Annotated in this window: 12 protein-coding genes, 1 pseudogene and 1 riboswitch; of the genes and pseudogenes, 8 read left to right on the top strand and 5 right to left on the bottom strand. The window is 63.0% G+C overall.

What is annotated here, in order from left to right; all coding sequences use genetic code 11:
- The first annotated feature begins 38 nt into the window (after nt 1–38).
- From ACMFWR_RS18125 to ACMFWR_RS18110, 4 genes and pseudogenes are all read left to right on the top strand, one after another.
- Nucleotides 39–2,063: a type IV pilus secretin PilQ gene (locus ACMFWR_RS18125; protein WP_413192965.1), complete on the top strand. Its 2,025-nt coding sequence runs from the start codon at nt 39–41 to the stop codon at nt 2,061–2,063.
- Nucleotides 2,064–2,129: 66 nt separating this feature from the next.
- Nucleotides 2,130–2,642 carry a shikimate kinase gene (locus ACMFWR_RS18120; RefSeq protein WP_413194950.1) on the top strand — a complete coding sequence of 171 codons (513 nt, stop codon included), beginning with the start codon at nt 2,130–2,132 and terminating at the stop codon, nt 2,640–2,642.
- A gap of 111 nt (nt 2,643–2,753) precedes the next feature.
- On the top strand, nt 2,754–3,830 hold the full coding sequence (aroB, locus tag ACMFWR_RS18115) for a 3-dehydroquinate synthase (protein ID WP_413192964.1): 1,077 nt from the start codon (nt 2,754–2,756) through the stop codon (nt 3,828–3,830).
- Between the two features lie 314 nt (nt 3,831–4,144).
- Nucleotides 4,145–5,272 (top strand): annotated as a pseudogene (locus ACMFWR_RS18110) (deoxyguanosinetriphosphate triphosphohydrolase); the annotation flags it as partial.
- 108 nt (nt 5,273–5,380) lie between these two features.
- Here ACMFWR_RS18110 and ACMFWR_RS18105 read toward each other — a convergent pair.
- Both ACMFWR_RS18105 and ACMFWR_RS18100 read right to left on the bottom strand, forming a co-directional pair.
- Nucleotides 5,381–5,764: a DUF883 family protein gene (locus ACMFWR_RS18105; protein ID WP_413192963.1), complete on the bottom strand. Its 384-nt coding sequence runs from the start codon at nt 5,762–5,764 to the stop codon at nt 5,381–5,383.
- 507 nt (nt 5,765–6,271) lie between these two features.
- Nucleotides 6,272–7,003, bottom strand: a complete 732-nt coding sequence (locus tag ACMFWR_RS18100; protein ID WP_413192962.1) for an OmpW/AlkL family protein — start codon at nt 7,001–7,003, stop codon at nt 6,272–6,274.
- A gap of 187 nt (nt 7,004–7,190) precedes the next feature.
- On the opposite strand from ACMFWR_RS18100, the gene ACMFWR_RS18095 reads away from it, so the two are divergent.
- The 3 genes from ACMFWR_RS18095 (at nt 7,191) to ACMFWR_RS18085 (ending at nt 14,713) form a co-directional block, all read left to right on the top strand.
- The gene (locus tag ACMFWR_RS18095; protein WP_413192961.1) at nt 7,191–7,937 is read left to right on the top strand and encodes a transposase; all 747 of its coding nucleotides are present in this window, start codon (nt 7,191–7,193) and stop codon (nt 7,935–7,937) included.
- A gap of 494 nt (nt 7,938–8,431) precedes the next feature.
- A complete protein-coding gene (locus tag ACMFWR_RS18090) occupies nt 8,432–13,138 on the top strand; it encodes a glutamate synthase-related protein (RefSeq protein ID WP_413192960.1) in 4,707 nt (1,568 codons plus the stop codon).
- 108 nt (nt 13,139–13,246) lie between these two features.
- Nucleotides 13,247–14,713, top strand: a complete 1,467-nt coding sequence (locus ACMFWR_RS18085) for a glutamate synthase subunit beta (protein WP_413192959.1) — start codon at nt 13,247–13,249, stop codon at nt 14,711–14,713.
- A 102-nt stretch (nt 14,714–14,815) separates the two neighbouring features.
- Here ACMFWR_RS18085 and ACMFWR_RS18080 read toward each other — a convergent pair whose 3' ends face one another.
- The 3 genes from ACMFWR_RS18080 to ACMFWR_RS18070 all read right to left on the bottom strand — a co-directional run bounded on the left by ACMFWR_RS18080 (nt 14,816) and on the right by ACMFWR_RS18070 (nt 17,468).
- A complete protein-coding gene (locus tag ACMFWR_RS18080) occupies nt 14,816–15,253 on the bottom strand; it encodes a helix-turn-helix domain-containing protein (protein ID WP_413192958.1) in 438 nt (145 codons plus the stop codon).
- A 10-nt stretch (nt 15,254–15,263) separates the two neighbouring features.
- The gene (locus ACMFWR_RS18075) at nt 15,264–15,464 is read right to left on the bottom strand and encodes a DUF4258 domain-containing protein (protein ID WP_413192957.1); all 201 of its coding nucleotides are present in this window, start codon (nt 15,462–15,464) and stop codon (nt 15,264–15,266) included.
- Between the two features lie 243 nt (nt 15,465–15,707).
- On the bottom strand, nt 15,708–17,468 hold the full coding sequence (locus ACMFWR_RS18070) for an ABC transporter ATP-binding protein/permease (RefSeq protein WP_413192956.1): 1,761 nt from the start codon (nt 17,466–17,468) through the stop codon (nt 15,708–15,710).
- 229 nt (nt 17,469–17,697) lie between these two features.
- Nucleotides 17,698–17,800: riboswitch (TPP riboswitch) on the top strand.
- 194 nt (nt 17,801–17,994) lie between these two features.
- Here ACMFWR_RS18070 and ACMFWR_RS18065 point away from each other — a divergent pair.
- The gene (locus ACMFWR_RS18065; RefSeq protein WP_413192955.1) at nt 17,995–19,152 is read left to right on the top strand and encodes an FAD-dependent oxidoreductase; all 1,158 of its coding nucleotides are present in this window, start codon (nt 17,995–17,997) and stop codon (nt 19,150–19,152) included.
- The last annotated feature ends 66 nt before the right edge of the window (nt 19,153–19,218 follow it).

Here is a 19,218-nt window from a genome sequence, read left to right as displayed (position 1 = left end):
CCAGTACCTGTGTCTCTGCGCCGGTGCGTGGAGATGAGATGCCACCCGCGCAGGAACAATGGGTATCGATCCCGTCGAAGCCGTCGGTCCCGTTGGCACCGTTGCCGGCTGAGACGGCATCGGCATCGTTCGCACCGTTGCCGGCCGGGACGCCGTCCATGTCGCTGACACCGACACCGACTCCGACTCCGACTCCGACTCCGACACCGGAAGTCACACCCTATTCGTTACCGGAAGGCACACAGATGTTCCGCCATCCGGCGACGTATGGTCCTTTGCCCGACCACGTCGAACCGCTCGATGAGCGCCGTGTCGAGGTGCGCGTCGCCGACGATGCGGGACTTCCGGATCCGGGCATTTTGAGCCTCGACTTCGATGCGGCGCCGCTCGCTCAAGTCCTGAAGACATTTGCCGATTTCGCTCACGTCAATATCGTCGTGGCCGACGATATCCGCGCGAACGTGACGCTGCACTTGCGCGACGTTGGCTGGCGGCAGGCCTTCGAGGCGCTGCTCGACGCGTATGGTCTCGTGGCACAACGTCACGGCACCATCCTGTGGGTGATGCCGGCCGAACAACTTGCGGGCCGCGAGCGGCGACGCGCGGATTCGCAACTGCATCTGTCGTTGGCGGAACCCTTGACCACGGAAGTCTATGAGCTGCACTACGTGCGCGCGGACGCCGCGCGTCAGTTGATCGCAGGGGCGGGCAACGCCCGTTTGCTGTCCCGACGCGGCGCGGCGAGCGCCGATGTGCGGACCAACCAGCTGTTTGTGAGTGAGACGGCGTCGAACTTGCCGCGTATCCGTGCCGTCATCGAACGCGCCGACCGTCCGACACGGCAGGTGCTGATCGAAGCGCGCATTGTCGAAGCCGAAGACGGTTTCGGCAGGCATCTCGGTGCGCGGCTGTCGCTGCTTGGCGCCGGTACATCGGTCGCCGATGCCGCGCGCGCCGCGGCGAACGGTGACGTTCCCGTCTTGTTTGCGTCCGGCCCTTCAACTGGCCCTTCAACTGGCCCTTCAACTGGCCCTTCAACCGGCGCAGCATCCGGCCGGGCGGCCGAACGCGGCTCGGCGCAGCGCGCTGCACACTCTACGGATGCGCCGGCCTCGTCACGCCGGTCCTCCCCAGCGCGTACCACCGGCGGTGCGCGCATCGCGTCGGGAGGCGAATCTGCGTCGGAGCTTGGCAACACGGACGCGGGACGAGTGTCTCCGCTGGCCTCCGGGTCGACGGGCGCTTCCGCCGCGGCTGGCGGCGTTTTGACGGAGTCGCTGGAGACGACGGCCGTGGCCGCAGCAGGAGAAGCGAGCGCATCGCGCATTGCGAACGACTCCAGTCCGGCGCAGGCCGCGGTCGCTGGGGCGATCGGGGCGCTCTATAGCCTCCCTGCCGGCTCGCTCGCCGGTTTTGGGGCCGCCGGCGCCGGGCTTGCGCTGCTATCGGTCGGGGCGCAACGCGTGCTCGCGCTCGAGTTGAGCGCGCTCGAGGCGGATGGACGCGGCCGCGTCGTCTCGAGTCCGCGTGTGATCACTGCCGATCGCGTCAAGGCCTTGATCGAACAGGGTACCGAGCTGCCCTACCAGGCCAGGATCGGTGAAAACGAGTCCGGCGTACAGTTTCGCCGCGCGGGTCTCAAGCTTGAGGTGACGCCACAAATCACGCCGAGCGGGCATGTGATGCTCGAACTCGATATCACCAAGGACACGGTCGGCGCGTACACGCAGTCCGGCCCGGCGATCAACACCAAGCACGTCCGCACGCAGGTTCAGGTGGAGAATGGCGGTACGGTGGCGATCGGCGGCATCTACATTCAGGACGAGCGCGACGACGTGGTCGCGGTGCCGGGCCTGGGTTCGCTGCCGGTGATCGGCGCGTTGTTTCGACGGCATGCGGCGAGCCGTACGAAAAGCGAATTGATCGTTTTTATCACCCCGAATGTCGTCGCTGGGCCGCCGCAGGCGGGCGTCGGGCATGTGCCGGCCGCGCTGCCAATGTGGCGTCCGGACGGCGCGCACTCGACAAAACCGGCGGTTTCCTCTTTAATTCCGCCGACTTGAATGTAATTTGCGAGGCATATTTTGGAAGACCCCAAGGCCTGCGCCAATGTGTTCTTCATCGGCCTGATGGGTGCGGGGAAAACCACGGTAGGGCGCGCGGTCGCGAAGCGGCTCGACCGGCCGTTTTACGATTCGGACCATGAAGTCGAGGCGCGCACGGGCGTCAAGATTCCCGTGATTTTCGAACACGAAGGCGAAACCGGGTTTCGCGCGCGCGAGTCTCTGGTGATCGACGAGCTAACCCAGCGCAACGGTATCGTGCTCGCCACGGGGGGAGGCGCCGTCCTCGCGCCGCATAACCGCGAATGGCTGAATCAGCGCGGTCTCGTGATCTATCTGCGCGCGCATCCGCATGACCTCTGGCTGCGCACGCGTCGAGACAAGAACCGGCCCCTGCTGCAGACCGACGATCCGCGCGCGAAGCTCGAGTCGCTCTATACCGCGCGCGATCCGCTTTACCGCGAGTGCGCGCACTACACGATCGAAACAGGCCGCCCGTCGGTCAACGCGCTCGTCAGCATGGTCCTGATGCAACTCGAAGTCGCCGGCATGACCATTCCACCGGCGGCCATTTCCTGACCTCTCGCGTCGGAATCCGACGCGAGAGTCTGTTCTCTCCGACCTGTCTGGCGAACACGTCCGAACGGCTTTGTCACGCGGATGGCGCGCCGTCTGCGTCATAATGTCGGCATGATTACCGTCACCGTCGACCTTGGCCAACGCGCCTATCCGATCCATATCGGTCCCGCCCTGATCGATCGCACCGACTTGTTCGAGCCGCATATTCGCGGCAAGACGGTCGCGATCGTCACGAACGAAACCGTCGCGCCGCTCTATCTTGAGCGGCTCGAAGCGTCGCTCGCGCCGCTTGGCAAAACCGTGATCCGCATCGTCTTGCCGGATGGCGAAGCCCACAAGACGTGGGAGACGCTCAACCGCATCTTCGACAAACTGCTCGCGGAACGGGCCGACCGCAAGACCACGCTCATTGCGCTCGGCGGTGGTGTGATCGGTGACATGACCGGCTTTGCGGCAGCCTCGTATATGCGCGGCGTGCCGTTTATCCAGGTCCCGACAACCTTGCTGGCACAGGTCGATTCGTCGGTCGGCGGAAAAACGGGGATCAATCACCCGCTCGGTAAGAACATGATCGGCGCGTTTTATCAGCCGCAGGCCGTGATCGCCGACTCGTCAGTGCTGCGTTCGCTGCCGCCGCGCGAACTTGCCGCAGGGATTGCCGAAGTCATCAAGACGGCAGCGATCGCCGATCACGCCTTCTTCAGCTGGATCGAAGCGAATATCGAAGCGCTGTCGAGCTATGACGAAGCGGCGCTCGCCGTCGCCGTGCGCAGATCGTGCGAGCTCAAAGCCAAGGTCGTCGGCGAAGATGAGCGTGAAGGCGGGGTGCGCGCCATTCTGAACTTCGGCCACACCTTCGGCCATGCGATCGAGGCCGGCCTTGGCTACGGCGAGTGGTTGCATGGCGAGGCGGTCGGCTGCGGGATGGTGATGGCGGCGAACCTGTCGACCCGGCTCGGTTTGCTCAGTGAAGCGTCACGCGATCGCCTGATCAAGGTCACGCGCGAGGCGAAGTTGCCGACGCGTGCTCCGGCGCTCGGCGAGGAGCGCTACATCGACCTGATGCGCGTCGACAAGAAAGCGGAAGGCGGTGAAATCAAGTTCATCCTGCTCAAGAAAATTGGCGAGGCCGTCATCACCGGCGTGCCGGAGGCGGACCTCCGGGCGACGCTGGCCGCGTCGATATGACCGGGGCGCGTAGCTGGGGGCGCCTAGCCCGGGGCGCGTAGCTGGGGGCACCTAGCCGGGGGGACTAGGTGGGGGCGCCTGGTTAGGCGCCTGACCTGGGAGACCTGGCTCGAGCTTCGGACCGAAATGTGCAGACTGGCGCCCGTCGACAGCGCGACGCGGCAGGCCATGCCGCTTCAGACGCGCTAACCCGGGTGAGCTGGCCGGCGCATCCCGATCGCGGCGACGTACCGTTGCATATTCCACACAAGGGGGCGGGAGTGGCAGTAGCGGGCAGTTCAACGACGCCGATGGCGCTGCAGGACACGTCACTCGACTGGGAAGCGCATCTGGCGCCCTACGCGGCGCGGTCGGCCGAATCGCGTGGCCGGCGCTTTTCCGAGGCAAAACCGGCCGCGCGCACCGAATTCCAGCGCGACCGTGACCGCATCATCCATTCGACTGCGTTTCGCCGCCTCGAGTACAAGACGCAGGTGTTCGTGAATCACGAAGGCGACCTGTTTCGGACCCGTCTGACGCACAGTCTCGAAGTCGCGCAGATTGCCCGATCGATCGCACGCAACCTGCGCGTCAACGAGGATCTCGTCGAGGCGATCTCGCTTGCTCACGATCTCGGACATACGCCGTTCGGTCATGCGGGACAGGACGCACTGCACGATTGCATGCGCGACCACGGTGGGTTCGAGCACAATCTTCAAAGCCTCGCGGTCGTCGACGAACTCGAAGAGCACTACGGTGCATTCAACGGATTGAATCTGTGTTTCGAGACGCGCGAAGGCATTCTCAAGCATTGCTCGCGTGACAACGCGCAACGGCTCGGTGAGCTCGGTGAGCGGTTTCTACAGGGGCGTCAGCCCTCTCTCGAAGCCCAGATCGCCAACCTCGCCGACGAGGTCGCGTATAACAATCACGACCTCGACGACGGGTTGCGCTCAGGGTTGCTTTCGCTCGAGCAGCTCGACGAACTCGAACTCTGGCGCGTCCATCGCGATGCCGCGTTGACCGCCTTTCCGTCGCTCACCGGCCGACGGATGATTCACGAAACGATCCGCCGCATGATCAATACGCTGATCGTGGACCTGATCGACGCAACGGCGGCCAACCTCGCGCGTCATGCGCCGTCGAGTATCGACGACGTGCGTCATGCTCCGCAACTGGTCGCGCACGGCCCCGCGGTCGCGGCACAGGCGCTCGAGCTCAAGCGCTTTTTGTTCAAGAATCTGTATCGCCACTATCGCGTCATGCGCATGGCAAACAAGGCTGGACGGATCGTGGAAGGCCTGTTCAACGCGTTTGCGCAGGACAAGCGGCTGTTGCCGCCGCAGTATCAGGCAAGCGACGCAGCGGATCAGCCGCGATTGATTGCGCACTACATCGCCGGCATGACCGACCGGTACGCGATGAAGGAATATCGTCGGCTATTCGTCGTCGACGAGGAATGAGCGCGTGAACTCAGGACATAGCGCTAGCCAGGGTGGCCGGCGTCTATGCCCTGCACGATTCACTGCGGCACGTCGTGGGCTCGCTGCAGCGCGTCGCGCCCGAGCGACTCAATGAAACGTCTTTCGGCCGAGCACCGCGCCGACCACGAGCGCCACGCCGGCGAGGGCGGCGATGGTTTGCCATGGCTTCTCGTGAACGAACTCGTCGGTCTGGTTGAACGCGGCGATGGCGCGGTCACGCGCGACATCGCGCGTTGAGTCCAGCTTCGAGCGAGCCGTGTTGATGCGATCACGGATCTGGCCACGCAGGGTATTGACGTCGGCTTGTGTGCCGTCAGCGAGACACACCTGGAGCTCGTCGAGGAGCGTACGCAGCTCGTCGCCGATATCGTTCGCGGCATGGCGCCCGCGCCGGGCGATGCGTTTCATATGGCGGCGGGTGGCTTGCATGGAATCGTCGACAGCATCCCGGGTATGAAAAAACGCGGTCATGGAGTTCTCCAGTCGGTGAACGAAAGAACCGCGCAAAGTGCGCGATGGAAACCTCGTTTCAGCAAGCGCGATGCCCGAAGAGGGTCATACATGTGTCATTCAGGTTCGATCCGAATGTCGTGCGGGCCACATAGCCGTCGGGGAGTGCAGGACTGACGGGCGTTTGCCGCCCTGTGTCGCCTTGCGCGCGTCAGGCGGCCATCATGACGCCGGATGGGTGGGCGTGCGCGAAAGGTGCCGTATTCCGAAAGCGGGGCGTCGTGCGGCGCGCGCCACACGGGCAATGAGCACGCGGAAGGAATTGCACGCCCAAGAGAAAACGCCCGCACACGGAAGTGTGCGGGCGCGGCAATGTCACTGCTTAATTGTTATGTTGTTCAACTGCCCCTGTGTATTCGATAACGCGCCGGACACCGGTGGGGCATCCGGGCTGATCGCCCGGATTGATGTCCGGTCAGGTGTCGTTCAATACCGGCCGTTCAATACGCGAAACCGGCTTGAATGCGCTTAGAACTTGTAGCCGACGTTGATGTACGAAATGATCGGGTTCAGCTTGATATCGGCCTTGGCGACGCTATGCAACGGACCGACCGGCGACGGCGAGTTCGGCGTATCCAGCGTGGCAGTCGTCTTGAGCGGGATGTACGACAGTGACCAGCCCGCATACCAGTGGTCGGTGATCTGGAACGTGAAACCGCCGTTGAACACGGGTGCCCACTTGCTGTCGACGTTGACCGAGGTCGGGCCACCGAGGATCGGCGTATTGGCAATAAAGCTTTGATTCGTGATTTCGGCGCCCGTGAACCATACGCGCGTCACACCGACGCCAAGGTACGGACGGAAGCGCTGCGTTGCCTGACCGAAGTAGTACTTGAGCAGCAGCGTCGGGCTCCATTGCTTGACGTCGCCAATCTTGCCGAACGGTGCGAGCTGACCTTCACCCGTGAGGTCGAACTTCGGCGGCACGCCCATCACGCCTTCAACTGCGATGTTGTCCGTGACGAAGTAGGTGGCCGTGAAGCCGATCGTGTCTGAATCGCTGACTGCAGATCCCGTGTTCGGGATCTGCTGATTGACGGGTGAGCCCCCGCGCGACTGAAGCGTAAACGGGCTGCTCTCGTCCTGCGGCGAGAGGTGGAACCAGCCCGTGCTCAGAATCAGGCTGCCTGCCGACTGTGCATTCGCAGCACCCGCGCAGGCTAGCGCCATCGCCCCCGCAGCGATGATCTTGTAGTTCATTGTCTCCTCCTTATGAAAGCGGAACCGATTATGACGATAACGTTTGAAACGATGAAGGCTCGCCGATAGAGCCTTTAGCCTAAAAGCCGCGCCGTTGCTCGCTTGCGCGCGTCGCAGGCCGTTTTCCTGCCCGGTTGAACTTTGCGGGCACGGGTATACTCCAATCGCGATCACACGGAACCTGAGCATGGCCCGCCTAGCCCGACTATATGTACCGGACCAGCCGCAGCACGTGATACTGCGCGGCCTCGACAACCAGTCCGCGTTCGTTGACGCGGAAGACTATGCGTTGTTTCTCGACTGCCTCCGAGCGGCGTCGCGCGACCATTCGCTGGCCGTGCATGCATACTCGCTGATGCCGTCCGCGGTTCACCTGCTCGTGACGCCGCGCGAAGAAACGAGCTTGCCGAAGGCCATGCAGGCCGTCGGACGCCGCTACGTCGCGCACTTCAACCGGCGTTACGGCCGGCGCGGCACGCTCTGGGAAGGCCGCTACCGTGCGACCGTGCTCGAGAGCGAACGCTATTTCCTCCTGTGCAGCCGACTCGTCGAACTGCGTCCGGTTCGCGCACAAATCGTCGCGGATCCGGTCGACTACAAATGGACGAGCTTCGCCCATCACACGGGTGTCATCCTCGACGCACTGATCACCGACCACGCGCAGTACTGGTCGCTCGGTAATACACCATTCGAGCGCCAGCGCCGCTACAAGGAAATGATCGACCAGCCGCTCGACGAACGAGACATCGACCTGCTCGAGCAGGCGACCCTCAAGGGCTGGGTGATCGGTTCCGAAGCGTGGCTCGACTGGTGCGCGCGTCAGGCGAATCGCCGTGTCTCACCACTCCCGCGAGGCCGGCCGCGTAAAACCCGCGCGGACGATCCGCCCACAGCGCCGACAACCGAAGACGATCCGCAGCGTCGCGTCGGTTAAGAGCGTCGATTAAGACTCACTGCATTTCGCTAACCCTTAGCGCGCATCATCGCGCACTGTGCGTTAGCGCACGCAAAAATTCAGTGATCGCTGAGTAGCGTCGCAATTTCACAACGCGCTGCCGCATGGGGCGCAACGGATAAACGAAACGCCCGCGCTATCGGCCGCCCGTCAAACAAAAGACCCGCTTCGAATCGCGGGTCTTTTTTGGTGAAAATTTAATCTGCCCCCAATAAAATTCATCGCTTTTGGTGCAACTGCAATATAGAGGGTCGGATCATAGAGATTTATTTGGTAATTCGCTGATTCGTCGCGTATATTCCGAATTCCGGCAGGTTTCCTCGTGGTGCCCTATCCGCGGCACCCACCAGACGTCGTAGTGTCGTGTCCTATCCGTGGCATTGAGCAGACGCAGTCCGGCAGCCCGTCCCTGGGCCCCCAATACGTTTCCGGTTCCACCGGCTGTCCCCACAGCCCCCAACCAGGGTGTCAAGATGAAAGACCCGCAAACGACCCTCGGCACGCAAATCGGCGTGCCCGCCGCTCAAGGTCTCTACGACCCGGCCAACGAACACGACGCATGCGGCGTCGGCTTCGTCGCTCATATCAAGGGCAAGAAGAGCCACGGCATCATCGAGCAGGGCCTCAAGATCCTCGAGAACCTCGACCACCGGGGCGCCGTCGGTGCCGACCCGCTGATGGGCGATGGCGCCGGGATCCTGATCCAGATTCCCGACACGTTCTACCGCGAAGAGATGGCGCGCCAGGGCGTCGTTCTGCCGCCGGCAGGCGAATACGGCGTCGGCATGATCTTCCTGCCGAAGGAACACGCATCGCGTCTCGCGTGCGAGCAGGAACTCGAGCGCACGGTCAAGGCCGAAGGCCAGGTCGTGCTCGGCTGGCGCGACGTGCCGGTCGATCACACGATGCCGATTTCGCCGACCGTCAAGGCGAGCGAGCCGGTGATCCGCCAGATCTTCATCGGCCGTGGTCGCGACATCATGGTCACGGACGCGCTCGAACGTAAGCTCTATGTGATCCGCAAGACGGCCAGCCACCGGATCCAGGCACTCAAGCTCGCGCACAGCAAGGAATACTTCGTGCCGTCGATGTCGGCGCGCACGATCGTCTACAAGGGCCTGCTGCTCGCGCATCAGGTCGGCGTGTACTACCGCGACCTCCAGGACGAGCGTGCCGTTTCGGCACTCGCGCTTGTTCACCAGCGCTTCTCGACGAACACGTTCCCGGCCTGGGAACTGGCTCACCCGTACCGCCTTGTCGCGCACAACGGCGAAATCAACACGGTCAAGGGCAACGTCAACTGGCTGTCGGCGCGTACCGGCGCGATCTCGAGCGCTGTGCTCGGCGATGACCTGCACAAGCTGTGGCCGCTGATCTATCCGGGCCAGTCGGATACGGCATCGTTCGACAACTGCCTCGAACTGCTGCTGATGGCCGGCTATCCGCTCGTCCACGCGATGATGATGATGATTCCCGAAGCCTGGGAACAGCACACGCTGATGGACGATAACCGTCGCGCGTTCTACGAGTATCACGCCGCGATGATGGAACCGTGGGACGGCCCCGCGGCGATCGCGTTCACCGACGGCCGCCAGATCGGCGCCACGCTCGACCGTAACGGCCTGCGTCCCGCGCGTTACTGCATCACCGACGACGATTTCGTGATCATGGCGTCGGAAGCCGGCGTGCTGCCGGTGCCCGAGTCGAAGATCATCAAGAAGTGGCGTCTGCAGCCGGGCAAGATGTTCCTGATCGACATGGAACACGGCCGGATCATCGACGACAAGGAACTGAAGGACAACCTCGCCAACGCCAAGCCCTACAAGAGCTGGATCGATGCCGTGCGCATCAAGCTCGACGAGATCGAAGCCGCGCCGAACGAAGCGAAGGAGCGCGACAGCGCGTCGCTGCTCGACCTGCAGCAGGCGTTCGGCTACACGCAGGAAGACGTCAAGTTCGTGCTCCAGCCGATGGCGGCGAGCGGCGAAGAAGCGGTCGGCTCGATGGGTAACGACTCGCCGCTCGCGGTGATGTCGAACAAGAACAAGCCGCTGTACAACTACTTCAAGCAGCTGTTCGCTCAGGTCACGAACCCGCCGATCGACCCGATCCGTGAAAACATGGTGATGTCGCTCGTGTCGTTCGTCGGCCCGAAGCCGAACCTGCTCGACACGCATCACGTCAATCCGCCGATGCGTCTTGAAGTGTCGCAGCCGGTGCTCGACTTCGACGACATCGCAAAGATTCGCGACATCGACCAGTTCACGGGCGGCAAATTCCGTTCGTACGACCTGAACATCTGCTATCCGGTTGCATGGGGCAAGGAAGGCGTCGAAGCGCGTATCGCTTCGCTGTGCGCGGAAGCCGTCGACGCGGTGAAGTCGGGTTTCAACATCCTGATCGTGTCGGACCGCAAGGCCGACCGCGACAACGTCGCGATCCCGGCGCTGCTGGCGACCTCGGCCATCCATAACCACCTCGTGTCGCAAGGCCTGCGCACGAGCACGGGTCTGGTCGTCGAAACGGGTTCGGCACGCGAAGTTCACCATTTCGCGCTGCTCGCCGGTTACGGCGCAGAGGCCGTCCATCCGTACCTCGCGATGGAAACGTTGCAGGCGCTGGCACCGTCGCTCGGCAAGGACCTGACGCCGGAAAAGGCGGTCAAGCACTTCGTCAAGGCGATCGGCAAGGGCCTGCACAAGGTCATGTCGAAGATGGGCATCTCGACGTACATGTCGTACACGGGTGCGCAGATCTTCGAAGCCGTCGGTCTGCAAAAGGCGCTGATCAACCAGTATTTCCCCGGCACGGCGTCGAACGTCGGCGGTATCGGCCTGTTTGAAGTCGCCGAGGAAGCGGTGCGCCTGCATCGCGAAGCGTACGGCGACAACCCCGTGCTCGCGAACCTGCTCGACGCAGGCGGCGAATACGCGTTCCGTATCCGCGGCGAAGAGCATATGTGGACCCCGGATGCGATCGCGAAGCTCCAGCACTCGGCACGCTCGAACTCGTATCAGACGTACAAGGAATACGCGAACATCATCAATGACCAAAGCAAGCGTCATATGACGCTGCGCGGTCTGTTCGAATTCAAGGTCGATCCGGCCAAGGCCATTCCGCTCGACGAGGTCGAGTCGGCGAAGAGCATCGTCACGCGTTTCGCGACGGGCGCGATGTCGATGGGCTCGATCAGCTCGGAAGCCCATACGACGCTCGCGATCGCGATGAACCGGATCGGCGGCAAGTCGAACACGGGTGAGGGCGGCGAAGATGCACGCCGCTATCGCAATGAGTTGCGCGGCATTCCGATCACGAAGGGCGAGACGCTGGCCGGCATTCTCGGCACGGAAGCTGTCGTGCGCGACCTCGAGCTCGAGGAAGGCGATTCGCTGCGCTCGAAGATCAAGCAAGTCGCATCGGGCCGTTTCGGTGTGACGGCCGAGTACCTGACGTCGGCTGACCAGATCCAGATCAAGATGGCGCAGGGCGCCAAACCCGGTGAAGGCGGTCAGTTGCCGGGTCACAAGGTGTCGGACTACATCGGCAAGCTGCGTTATTCGGTGCCGGGCGTCGGCTTGATCTCGCCGCCGCCGCACCATGACATCTACTCGATCGAAGATCTGGCGCAGCTGATCCACGACCTGAAGAACGTCAATTCGAAGGCCGGCATTTCCGTCAAGCTCGTTTCCGAAGTCGGCGTGGGTACGGTGGCTGCCGGGGTGGCCAAGGCGAAGGCGGATCACGTCGTGATCGCAGGCCATGATGGTGGCACCGGCGCATCGCCGCTGTCGTCGATGAAGCATGCCGGCACGCCGTGGGAACTGGGTCTTGCCGAAACGCAGCAGACGCTCGTGCTGAACCGCCTGCGCGGCCGCATCCGCGTGCAGGTCGACGGTCAGATGAAGACGGGCCGCGACGTGGTGATCGGTGCGCTGCTCGGCGCCGACGAGTTCGGTTTTGCGACCGCGCCGCTCGTCGTCGAAGGCTGCATCATGATGCGCAAGTGCCATCTGAACACGTGCCCGGTCGGCGTTGCGACGCAGGATCCGGTGCTGCGCCGCAAGTTCAACGGCCAGCCCGAACACGTCGTGAACTTCTTCTTCTTTATCGCAGAAGAAGTCCGCGAAATCATGGCGCAGCTCGGCGTGCGTTCGTTCGACGAGCTGATCGGCCGTGCCGACCTGCTCGATATGAAGAAGGGCATCGAGCACTGGAAGGCGCGGGGCCTGGACTTCTCGCGCATCTTCTATCTGTGCGACGCGCCGGCTGAAGTGCCGCGTGTCCACGTTGAAGAACAGGACCACGGTCTTGCGCGCGCACTCGATCACACGCTGATCGACAAGGCACGCGCGGCGCTCGAAAACGGCGAACACGTGTCGTTCATCCAGCCGGTGCGCAACGTCAACCGCACGGTTGGCGCGATGCTGTCGGGTGAAGTCGCGCGTCGCTACGGTCACGATGGCTTGCCGGACGACACGATCCACATCCAGTTCAAGGGCACGGCCGGCCAGAGCTTCGGCGCGTTCCTTGCACGGGGCGTCACGCTGGATCTCGTCGGCGACGGCAACGACTACGTCGGCAAGGGCCTGTCGGGTGGCCGGATCATCATCCGCCCGACGAATGACTTCCGCGGCAAGGCCGAAGACAACATCATTTGCGGCAACACGGTGTTGTACGGCGCCATCGAGGGTGAAGCCTTCTTCCGTGGCGTCGCGGGCGAGCGCTTCGCGGTTCGTAACTCGGGTGCGACCGCTGTCGTCGAAGGCACGGGCGATCACGGCTGCGAATACATGACGGGCGGTACGGTCGTGGTGCTCGGCGAGACGGGCCGCAACTTCGCGGCGGGCATGTCGGGCGGCGTCGCGTATGTCTACGACCCGGACGGCATGTTCCGCGCGAAGGCCAACACGTCGATGGTGGCGCTCGAGCCAGTGCTGCCGGTCGTCGAGCAGGAGCGCGTGCTCGATCGCGCGTTCTGGCATCGTGGCCAGAGCGACGAGCAGCAACTGCGTGACCTGATCGAACGTCACTTCCAGTTCACCGGTTCGATCCGCGCAAAGTCGCTGATCGAGAACTGGGAAACGTCGCGCGCGGCATTCGTCAAGGTGTTCCCGGTCGACTACAAACGGGCCCTTGGCGAAATGGGCGCGAAGGCCAGCAAGCAAGCGCTCGCGGCCTGATCCGCGGCATATCGACACTGACAAGGCAGGCGGCGAAGCGCGCGTGTATCGACCGATACGCATCGCGCTCCGACCGCTGGATCCTCACCAATACGGATAGAGAATCGAATGGGCAAGGCAACCGGTTTTCTCGAATTTGAGCGGCGCAACGAGACGTACGAACCGTCGACGGTACGCACCAAGCACTACAAGGAATTTGTCTTCGCGCTGTCCGATGAGGACGCGAAGATCCAGGGCGCACGCTGCATGGACTGCGGCATCCCGTTTTGCAACAACGGATGCCCCGTCAACAATGTGATTCCCGATTTCAACGACCTCGTGTATCGCCAGGACTGGAAGGCGGCGATCGAAGTCCTGCACTCGACGAACAACTTCCCGGAGTTCACGGGCCGCATCTGCCCGGCGCCGTGCGAAGCGGCGTGCACGCTGAACATCAACGATGACGCGGTCGGCATCAAGTCGATCGAGCACGCGATCATCGACAAGGCATGGGACGAAGGCTGGGTCCAGCCGCAGCCGGCCAAGCACAAGACGGGCAAGAAGGTTGCCGTCGTCGGCTCGGGTCCTGCAGGTCTCGCGGCCGCACAGCAGCTCGCGCGCGCCGGACACTCGGTCACGGTCTTCGAAAAGAACGATCGCGCCGGTGGTCTGCTTCGCTATGGCATTCCCGACTTCAAGATGGAGAAGGGCCTGATCGATCGCCGTATCGAGCAGATGGAAGGCGAAGGCGTAGTCTTCCGCAACAGCGTGTACATCGGTGGAGAAGGGTTCCCGGTGCACATCCAGAATGGTGCGCGCGAGACGATTTCACCGAAGCAACTGAAGGCGGACTTCGATGCGGTCGTCATTGCCGGTGGCGCGGAAATGCCGCGTGATCTGCCGGTGCCGGGGCGCGAGCTCGCGGGCACGCACTTCGCGATGGAGTTCCTGCCGCAGCAAAACAAGATCAACGCGGGCGACATCGTCGATCATCAGATCAAGGCGACGGGCAAGCACGTGATCGTGATCGGTGGGGGCGATACGGGCTCGGACTGTGTCGGTACATCGAATCGTCACGGCGCGGCCAGCGTTACTCAGTTCGAACTGCTCCCGCAACCGCCCGATGAAGAGAACAAGCCGATGGTCTGGCCGTACTGGCCGATCAAGCTGCGCACGTCGTCGTCGCACGAAGAAGGTTGCTCGCGTGACTGGGCTGTTGCAACGAAGCGTCTCGAAGGCAGCAACGGCAAGATCGACAAGCTGATCGCTGCACGCGTCGAATGGAAGGACGGCAAGATGCAGGAAGTGCCGGGCTCCGAGTTCGAAATGAAGGCGGATCTGGTCCTGCTCGCCATGGGCTTCGTGTCGCCAGTCGGGACCGTGCTCGACGCGTTTGGCGTCGACAAGGACGCACGTGGCAATGCGCGTGCTGCAACGGAAGGCGATCGTGCGTACTACACGAACGTCGACAAGGTGTTCGCTGCCGGCGATATGCGGCGCGGCCAGTCGCTCGTCGTGTGGGCGATCCGTGAAGGCCGCCAGGCTGCTCGCGCTGTCGATGCGTTCCTGATGGGCAGCTCGGAACTGCCGCGCTGATCCGTGCTTGCGTAGAGCGGTTGCCGACGTGGTGACCGCAAATAATCTCGAAAAACCTCGAACAACCGGTTTGCGCCGGGACTTCGGGGTTTTTTTATGGGCCTATGCGGCGACTTTCGGATGCCAACCGTCGTCGGTATCCTGAAACACGAACCGCTCGTCGTCGGCGCGTTCCCTTTCGGCGACGCGCTCAACCAGCTCCTTGAGCCTGACGTTACCGTCGATCGCTTCGATATAGATCGCGCGGAACATCCGGTCGGCTGTCTTGGGGATCTTTCCGTGGCGCTCCCACAGCGCGACCGTTTGCTCCGAGGTGCCCAGCAGCTCGGCGACGCCAGCTTGAGACAGATCCAGCTCCTTTCGCAGGAAGCGGAACTCGGCAGCCCTCAAATAGCTCTGGTGAGCCAGTGCCCGGCCGATGGCGCGATGGAGTCCATCGGCATCTTCGATCGCCACGGCGGTGCCATAGGCGGTTTTCCTGCGCAGGTATCCGTTTTCCAGCCACACATTCTCGAGGCCGGTTTCCGTGTAGTGATACATGGTTCATCTCTCAGAAGGTAGTCACAACGGCGACCCAGTCACCGTTCTCATGCCGCTCCAATGCCACCACTGCGTGGATATCGTCGCCAGCGCATCGTCGCATCAGCGTGCATTGCCAGTGTCCGCGCGAATTCACAAAACCGGGCTCCGTGAGGTTTCCGCGCCGCAGGCAATCAAACACCTGTGCGGGCGTGATCCGCCGTTCTCGCATGCGCTGCCTCGCATGCTTGACGAACCACACACGTGATGTGTCCGCCGCGGCTTCGCGGATTAACCGCCGCAGGCTTTGATCGTCGAGTTTGAAGGGTAGCAGATTCGAGTGCATACCCATAATTTTTATGGGTATTGGGCGGAGAAGCAATCCCGGAGGGGGTAGGAAGTTTCTGCTTTTGCGAAAAGAGGTCGGGGAGGGCGTGACGCTCACGCCCTCCGCGCGGAGTAAAACCGGCGCAATCTACGCGGCCGCGGTTTCCGATTCGCGCACGATCATGATGGTTTCGGTGTGGAAGGCGTCGAGTGATTCGCGATGCGCAACGCTGACGATGGCGGCATCGGGCAGCTCCCGCAACAGCAACTCGTATACGAACCGCTCGGTCGGCGTATCGAGCGCACTTGTCGATTCGTCGAGGAACACGTAGTCCGGTTGCTGAAGCAGTACCCGCGCGAAGGCAAGGCGTTGTTGTTCGCCAGGTGACAGACGTTGCGTCCAGTGCGCATCCGCATCGAGGTCACCGACATAGTCGTCGAGCTTCACCTTGCGCAATACCGCACGATACGCGTCGTCGGTGAACGCCTTGGCTTCCGCGGGATACGCGATTGCGGCCCGCAAGGTACCGACCGGGATATAGCTCACCTGCGGCACGAACAGCAGCTTCGCATCGACGGGCACTTCGATCGAACCCTCACCGAAAGGCCAGAGGCCGGCGAGTGCCCGCAGCAGCGTGCTCTTGCCCGTGCCCGATGCTCCGCGCACGATGACGCGTGCCCCCTTCCTGAGGTCGAGTGAACCCGGACGCGAGAGCACTGCACCGTTGGGCAGCGCGAGCACGAGGTCGTGTGTCTTGAGCGTCGGCGTGTCCGTGACATGCCGATTGATGCCGCCATGCTCGGTCGCGGGCGACATGGCTTCGCGCGTATGTTGCTCGTCAATCGAGCGCACGAACTCACGCAACCGGTTGACCGTGGCGCGCCAGCCTGCCAGCGTCGTGAAGCTGCTGATAAACCATGAAAACGACTCGCTGACCGTGCCGAACGCATCGGCGATCTGGAACAACGTGCCGATCGGATAGGCACCGGCCATGTAGCGGGGCGCGGCGGCAAAAATCGGGAAGACGCTGGCAAGCTGGTTATAGAACGCGTTGACGATGGTCAGGCGCTTCGTATACGTCATGATGCCGCGCCAGTTATCGACGATGGCCTGGAAGGTCGTGCGCGCCTGTTTGCGTTCGGTCGGTGCGCCGCCGTAGAACGCGATTTGCTCGGAGTTCTCGCGCACGCGGATCAGGAAGTAGCGGAAATTGGCTTCGACGCGCTGCTTCTGATAGTTGATCGCGACCAGCGGACGGCCGAATCGCAGCATCACGAGCGACCCGACGAATGCGTAGAGTGCGGCGGCCCAGACCATATAGCCTGGAATCGTGATGGTCGTGCTCGCCACCGTAAAGGTCAGCGGGCCGCCGATATGCCAGAGGATCGACGCGAACGTGAACAGGGTGACTACGGTCGATAACAGGTCGAGGGATAGCGAGAGTGTCGTGCTTGCCAGCGATTCAAGGTCGTCCGAAATACGCTGGTCGGGGTTGTCGGCGAGCCGGTCGCGTTCGATGCGGTAAAACGCGAAGTCCCCCAGCCATCGCTCGACGAAGCGGGTCGTGAGCCAGGTGCGCCAGCGAATTTCGACGAGCTGTCGAAACCAGGTACGCGCCGTGACGATCACGATATAGGCCGACGCGAGATAACTGAACTGAAACATCGCGTGGAGGAACTGGCTCGCGTTCTTCCCGGCGAGCGCATCGTAGAACTCGCGATTCCACGTGTTGAACTGCACGTTCAAATAGACGAGCAGCATGTTCAACGCGATGACCAGTGCGAGCAGTCCCAGTGCGCTCCAGCGCTCTTCGGATACCCAGTACGGTTTGATCAGACTCCAGGCGGTGACTTTCGAGGGATCGGTCGACTTGGCCGATGTGTGCAGCGGGGCGACTTTATCGTTCATGCGTGTCTCGTCGAATGGCGCTCGGAGCGATCGCAGCGAGTCTGCGATGCGCAGCTTTATTGAGACTTAAAAATGTTTGGCCATTGTGCCAGAGGCACAAACCGCGGCGGGCGCGGCGATTTGGACAATTTATTGGGATAGATAACACGCATGGCGGTCGGCTTGCGGACCGCGGTCGGGGGCAGCGGCAGTCGTTTGCGGCCCACTGGCCATCTGTGATTTAATGGTCGGGACGAAACAGGGGTGCTTTGCGACCAGCGCGCAAGGCTGAGAAAAGACCCTTAGGACCCGATCCGGGTAATGCCGGCGCGGGAAGTTTTCGACACCGCCCAGCGAGTTTTCGAAGTCCGTGCCGACGATGCCGCGCTGCCAGCCCGGTGCCGGATGCACGACCTGATCGCCTTGTCAGCGCGTGCCGACGCGCGGCTCATCGAGCCGGAATCGCGACAACCGTCGCGAGCCTGCGATCGTTCTCCTGCCTTGTTTCGTCCATACCGTTATTAGCCCGACTTTTGGGAAAGAATCGATGGACGTGCCCGCAGCATCCCCAACACCTTCCCGCACCGACTTTGCCGTGGTGGGCGGCGGTCTGATCGGCCGGCTCATTGCATGGCGGCTCGCCGGCACAGGCGCTCGCGTCTCGCTGTATGAGCAGGGTGATGCGCAGGGGCGCTCGGCCGCAGCCTGGGTCGCCGCGGCGATGCTCGCACCGCTCGCCGAAGCCGCGTCCGCCGACCTGCTGATCACCGAACTGGGAGCGGCATCGCTCGAGGCATGGCCTGTGCTGCTTTCGGCGCTGCCGACACCGGTCTTCTTTCAGCGCAATGGCACGCTGGTCGTCTGGCACCCGAGCGACCGTGCGGAGTCGGCCATTTTTACGAGCCGGCTGCGCGTCAATGCGCCGGCGTCGTTGCTAACCGGCGGGCTGGAAACGCTGGCGGGCGCAGCGCTCGATCGCGCCGAGCCGGCGCTCGGTGGGCGGTTTCAGCAAGGCTATCTCTTGCCGCACGAAGGCCAGCTCGACAACCGGCAACTGCTGTCGGCCGTCGCGCACGGGCTTGTCGAGCGCCAGGTCGACACGCACTGGAACACGACGCTCGACGAGGCGGCGATCGAAGCGCTGCCGGCAGGGACGGTGATCGACTGTCGCGGCCTCGGCGCCAAGCGGGCGTGGCAAGGCCTGCGTGGCATACGCGGCGAACTTGCGCGCGTTCACGCGCCGGGTATCGGCTTGCAGCGGCCGGTCAGGCTGCTGCATCCGCGCTACCCGCTGTATATCGCGCCGAAGGAGAACGACCTGTACGTGATCGGCGCGACCGAGATCGAAGGTGAAGACATGTCGCCGATCAGCGTGCGCTCGTCGCTCGAGCTGCTGAGTGCGGCGTTTTCGATTCATCCCGGCTTTGGGGAGGCCCGTATTCTCGAGCTCTCCACGCAGTGCAGGCCGACGTTACCGGATCATCGTCCGCAGATACGGCGGGTCAACGATCGCATGCTGCGAGTCAACGGGCTCTATCGGCACGGCTACATGCTTGCACCTGAGGTGTCGGCTGCGGCCGTCGAATTCGCGCTGGCCCAGGCGGACCAGGCGCTGAGCGGCACAGACGCGTTCGAGCAGTGGGTCGCAGCGTCGAAATGGCCCGCGCTGTTTGCGCGCGACGCGCGCGTTGGCGAGACGGCGTGAGGGCGGGCACCGGATTGAATGCACGACGGCATTGAACGCAGCGAAGGTATTGGACGTATTCAACGC

This window comes from Pararobbsia alpina (assembly GCF_965118125.1).
Lineage (GTDB): Bacteria > Pseudomonadota > Gammaproteobacteria > Burkholderiales > Burkholderiaceae > Pararobbsia > Pararobbsia alpina_A.
Note: the sequence above shows the minus strand (reverse complement) of the source record. Positions and strands in the feature narration are given on the sequence as shown.

Excerpts from the sequence above, each read along its gene's own strand:
- ACMFWR_RS18125 (WP_413192965.1), top strand. The coding sequence starts at position 39 with ATGCCACCCGCGCAGGAACAATGGGTATCGATCCCGTCGAAGCCGTCG.
- ACMFWR_RS18120 (WP_413194950.1), top strand. The coding sequence starts at position 2,130 with ATGGGTGCGGGGAAAACCACGGTAGGGCGCGCGGTCGCGAAGCGGCTC.
- aroB (WP_413192964.1), top strand. The coding sequence starts at position 2,754 with ATGATTACCGTCACCGTCGACCTTGGCCAACGCGCCTATCCGATCCAT.
- ACMFWR_RS18105 (WP_413192963.1), bottom strand. The coding sequence starts at position 5,764 with ATGACCGCGTTTTTTCATACCCGGGATGCTGTCGACGATTCCATGCAA.
- ACMFWR_RS18100 (WP_413192962.1), bottom strand. The coding sequence starts at position 7,003 with ATGAACTACAAGATCATCGCTGCGGGGGCGATGGCGCTAGCCTGCGCG.
- ACMFWR_RS18095 (WP_413192961.1), top strand. The coding sequence starts at position 7,191 with ATGGCCCGCCTAGCCCGACTATATGTACCGGACCAGCCGCAGCACGTG.
- ACMFWR_RS18090 (WP_413192960.1), top strand. The coding sequence starts at position 8,432 with ATGAAAGACCCGCAAACGACCCTCGGCACGCAAATCGGCGTGCCCGCC.
- ACMFWR_RS18085 (WP_413192959.1), top strand. The coding sequence starts at position 13,247 with ATGGGCAAGGCAACCGGTTTTCTCGAATTTGAGCGGCGCAACGAGACG.
- ACMFWR_RS18080 (WP_413192958.1), bottom strand. The coding sequence starts at position 15,253 with ATGTATCACTACACGGAAACCGGCCTCGAGAATGTGTGGCTGGAAAAC.
- ACMFWR_RS18075 (WP_413192957.1), bottom strand. The coding sequence starts at position 15,464 with ATGCGAGAACGGCGGATCACGCCCGCACAGGTGTTTGATTGCCTGCGG.
- ACMFWR_RS18070 (WP_413192956.1), bottom strand. The coding sequence starts at position 17,468 with ATGAACGATAAAGTCGCCCCGCTGCACACATCGGCCAAGTCGACCGAT.
- ACMFWR_RS18065 (WP_413192955.1), top strand. The coding sequence starts at position 17,995 with ATGGACGTGCCCGCAGCATCCCCAACACCTTCCCGCACCGACTTTGCC.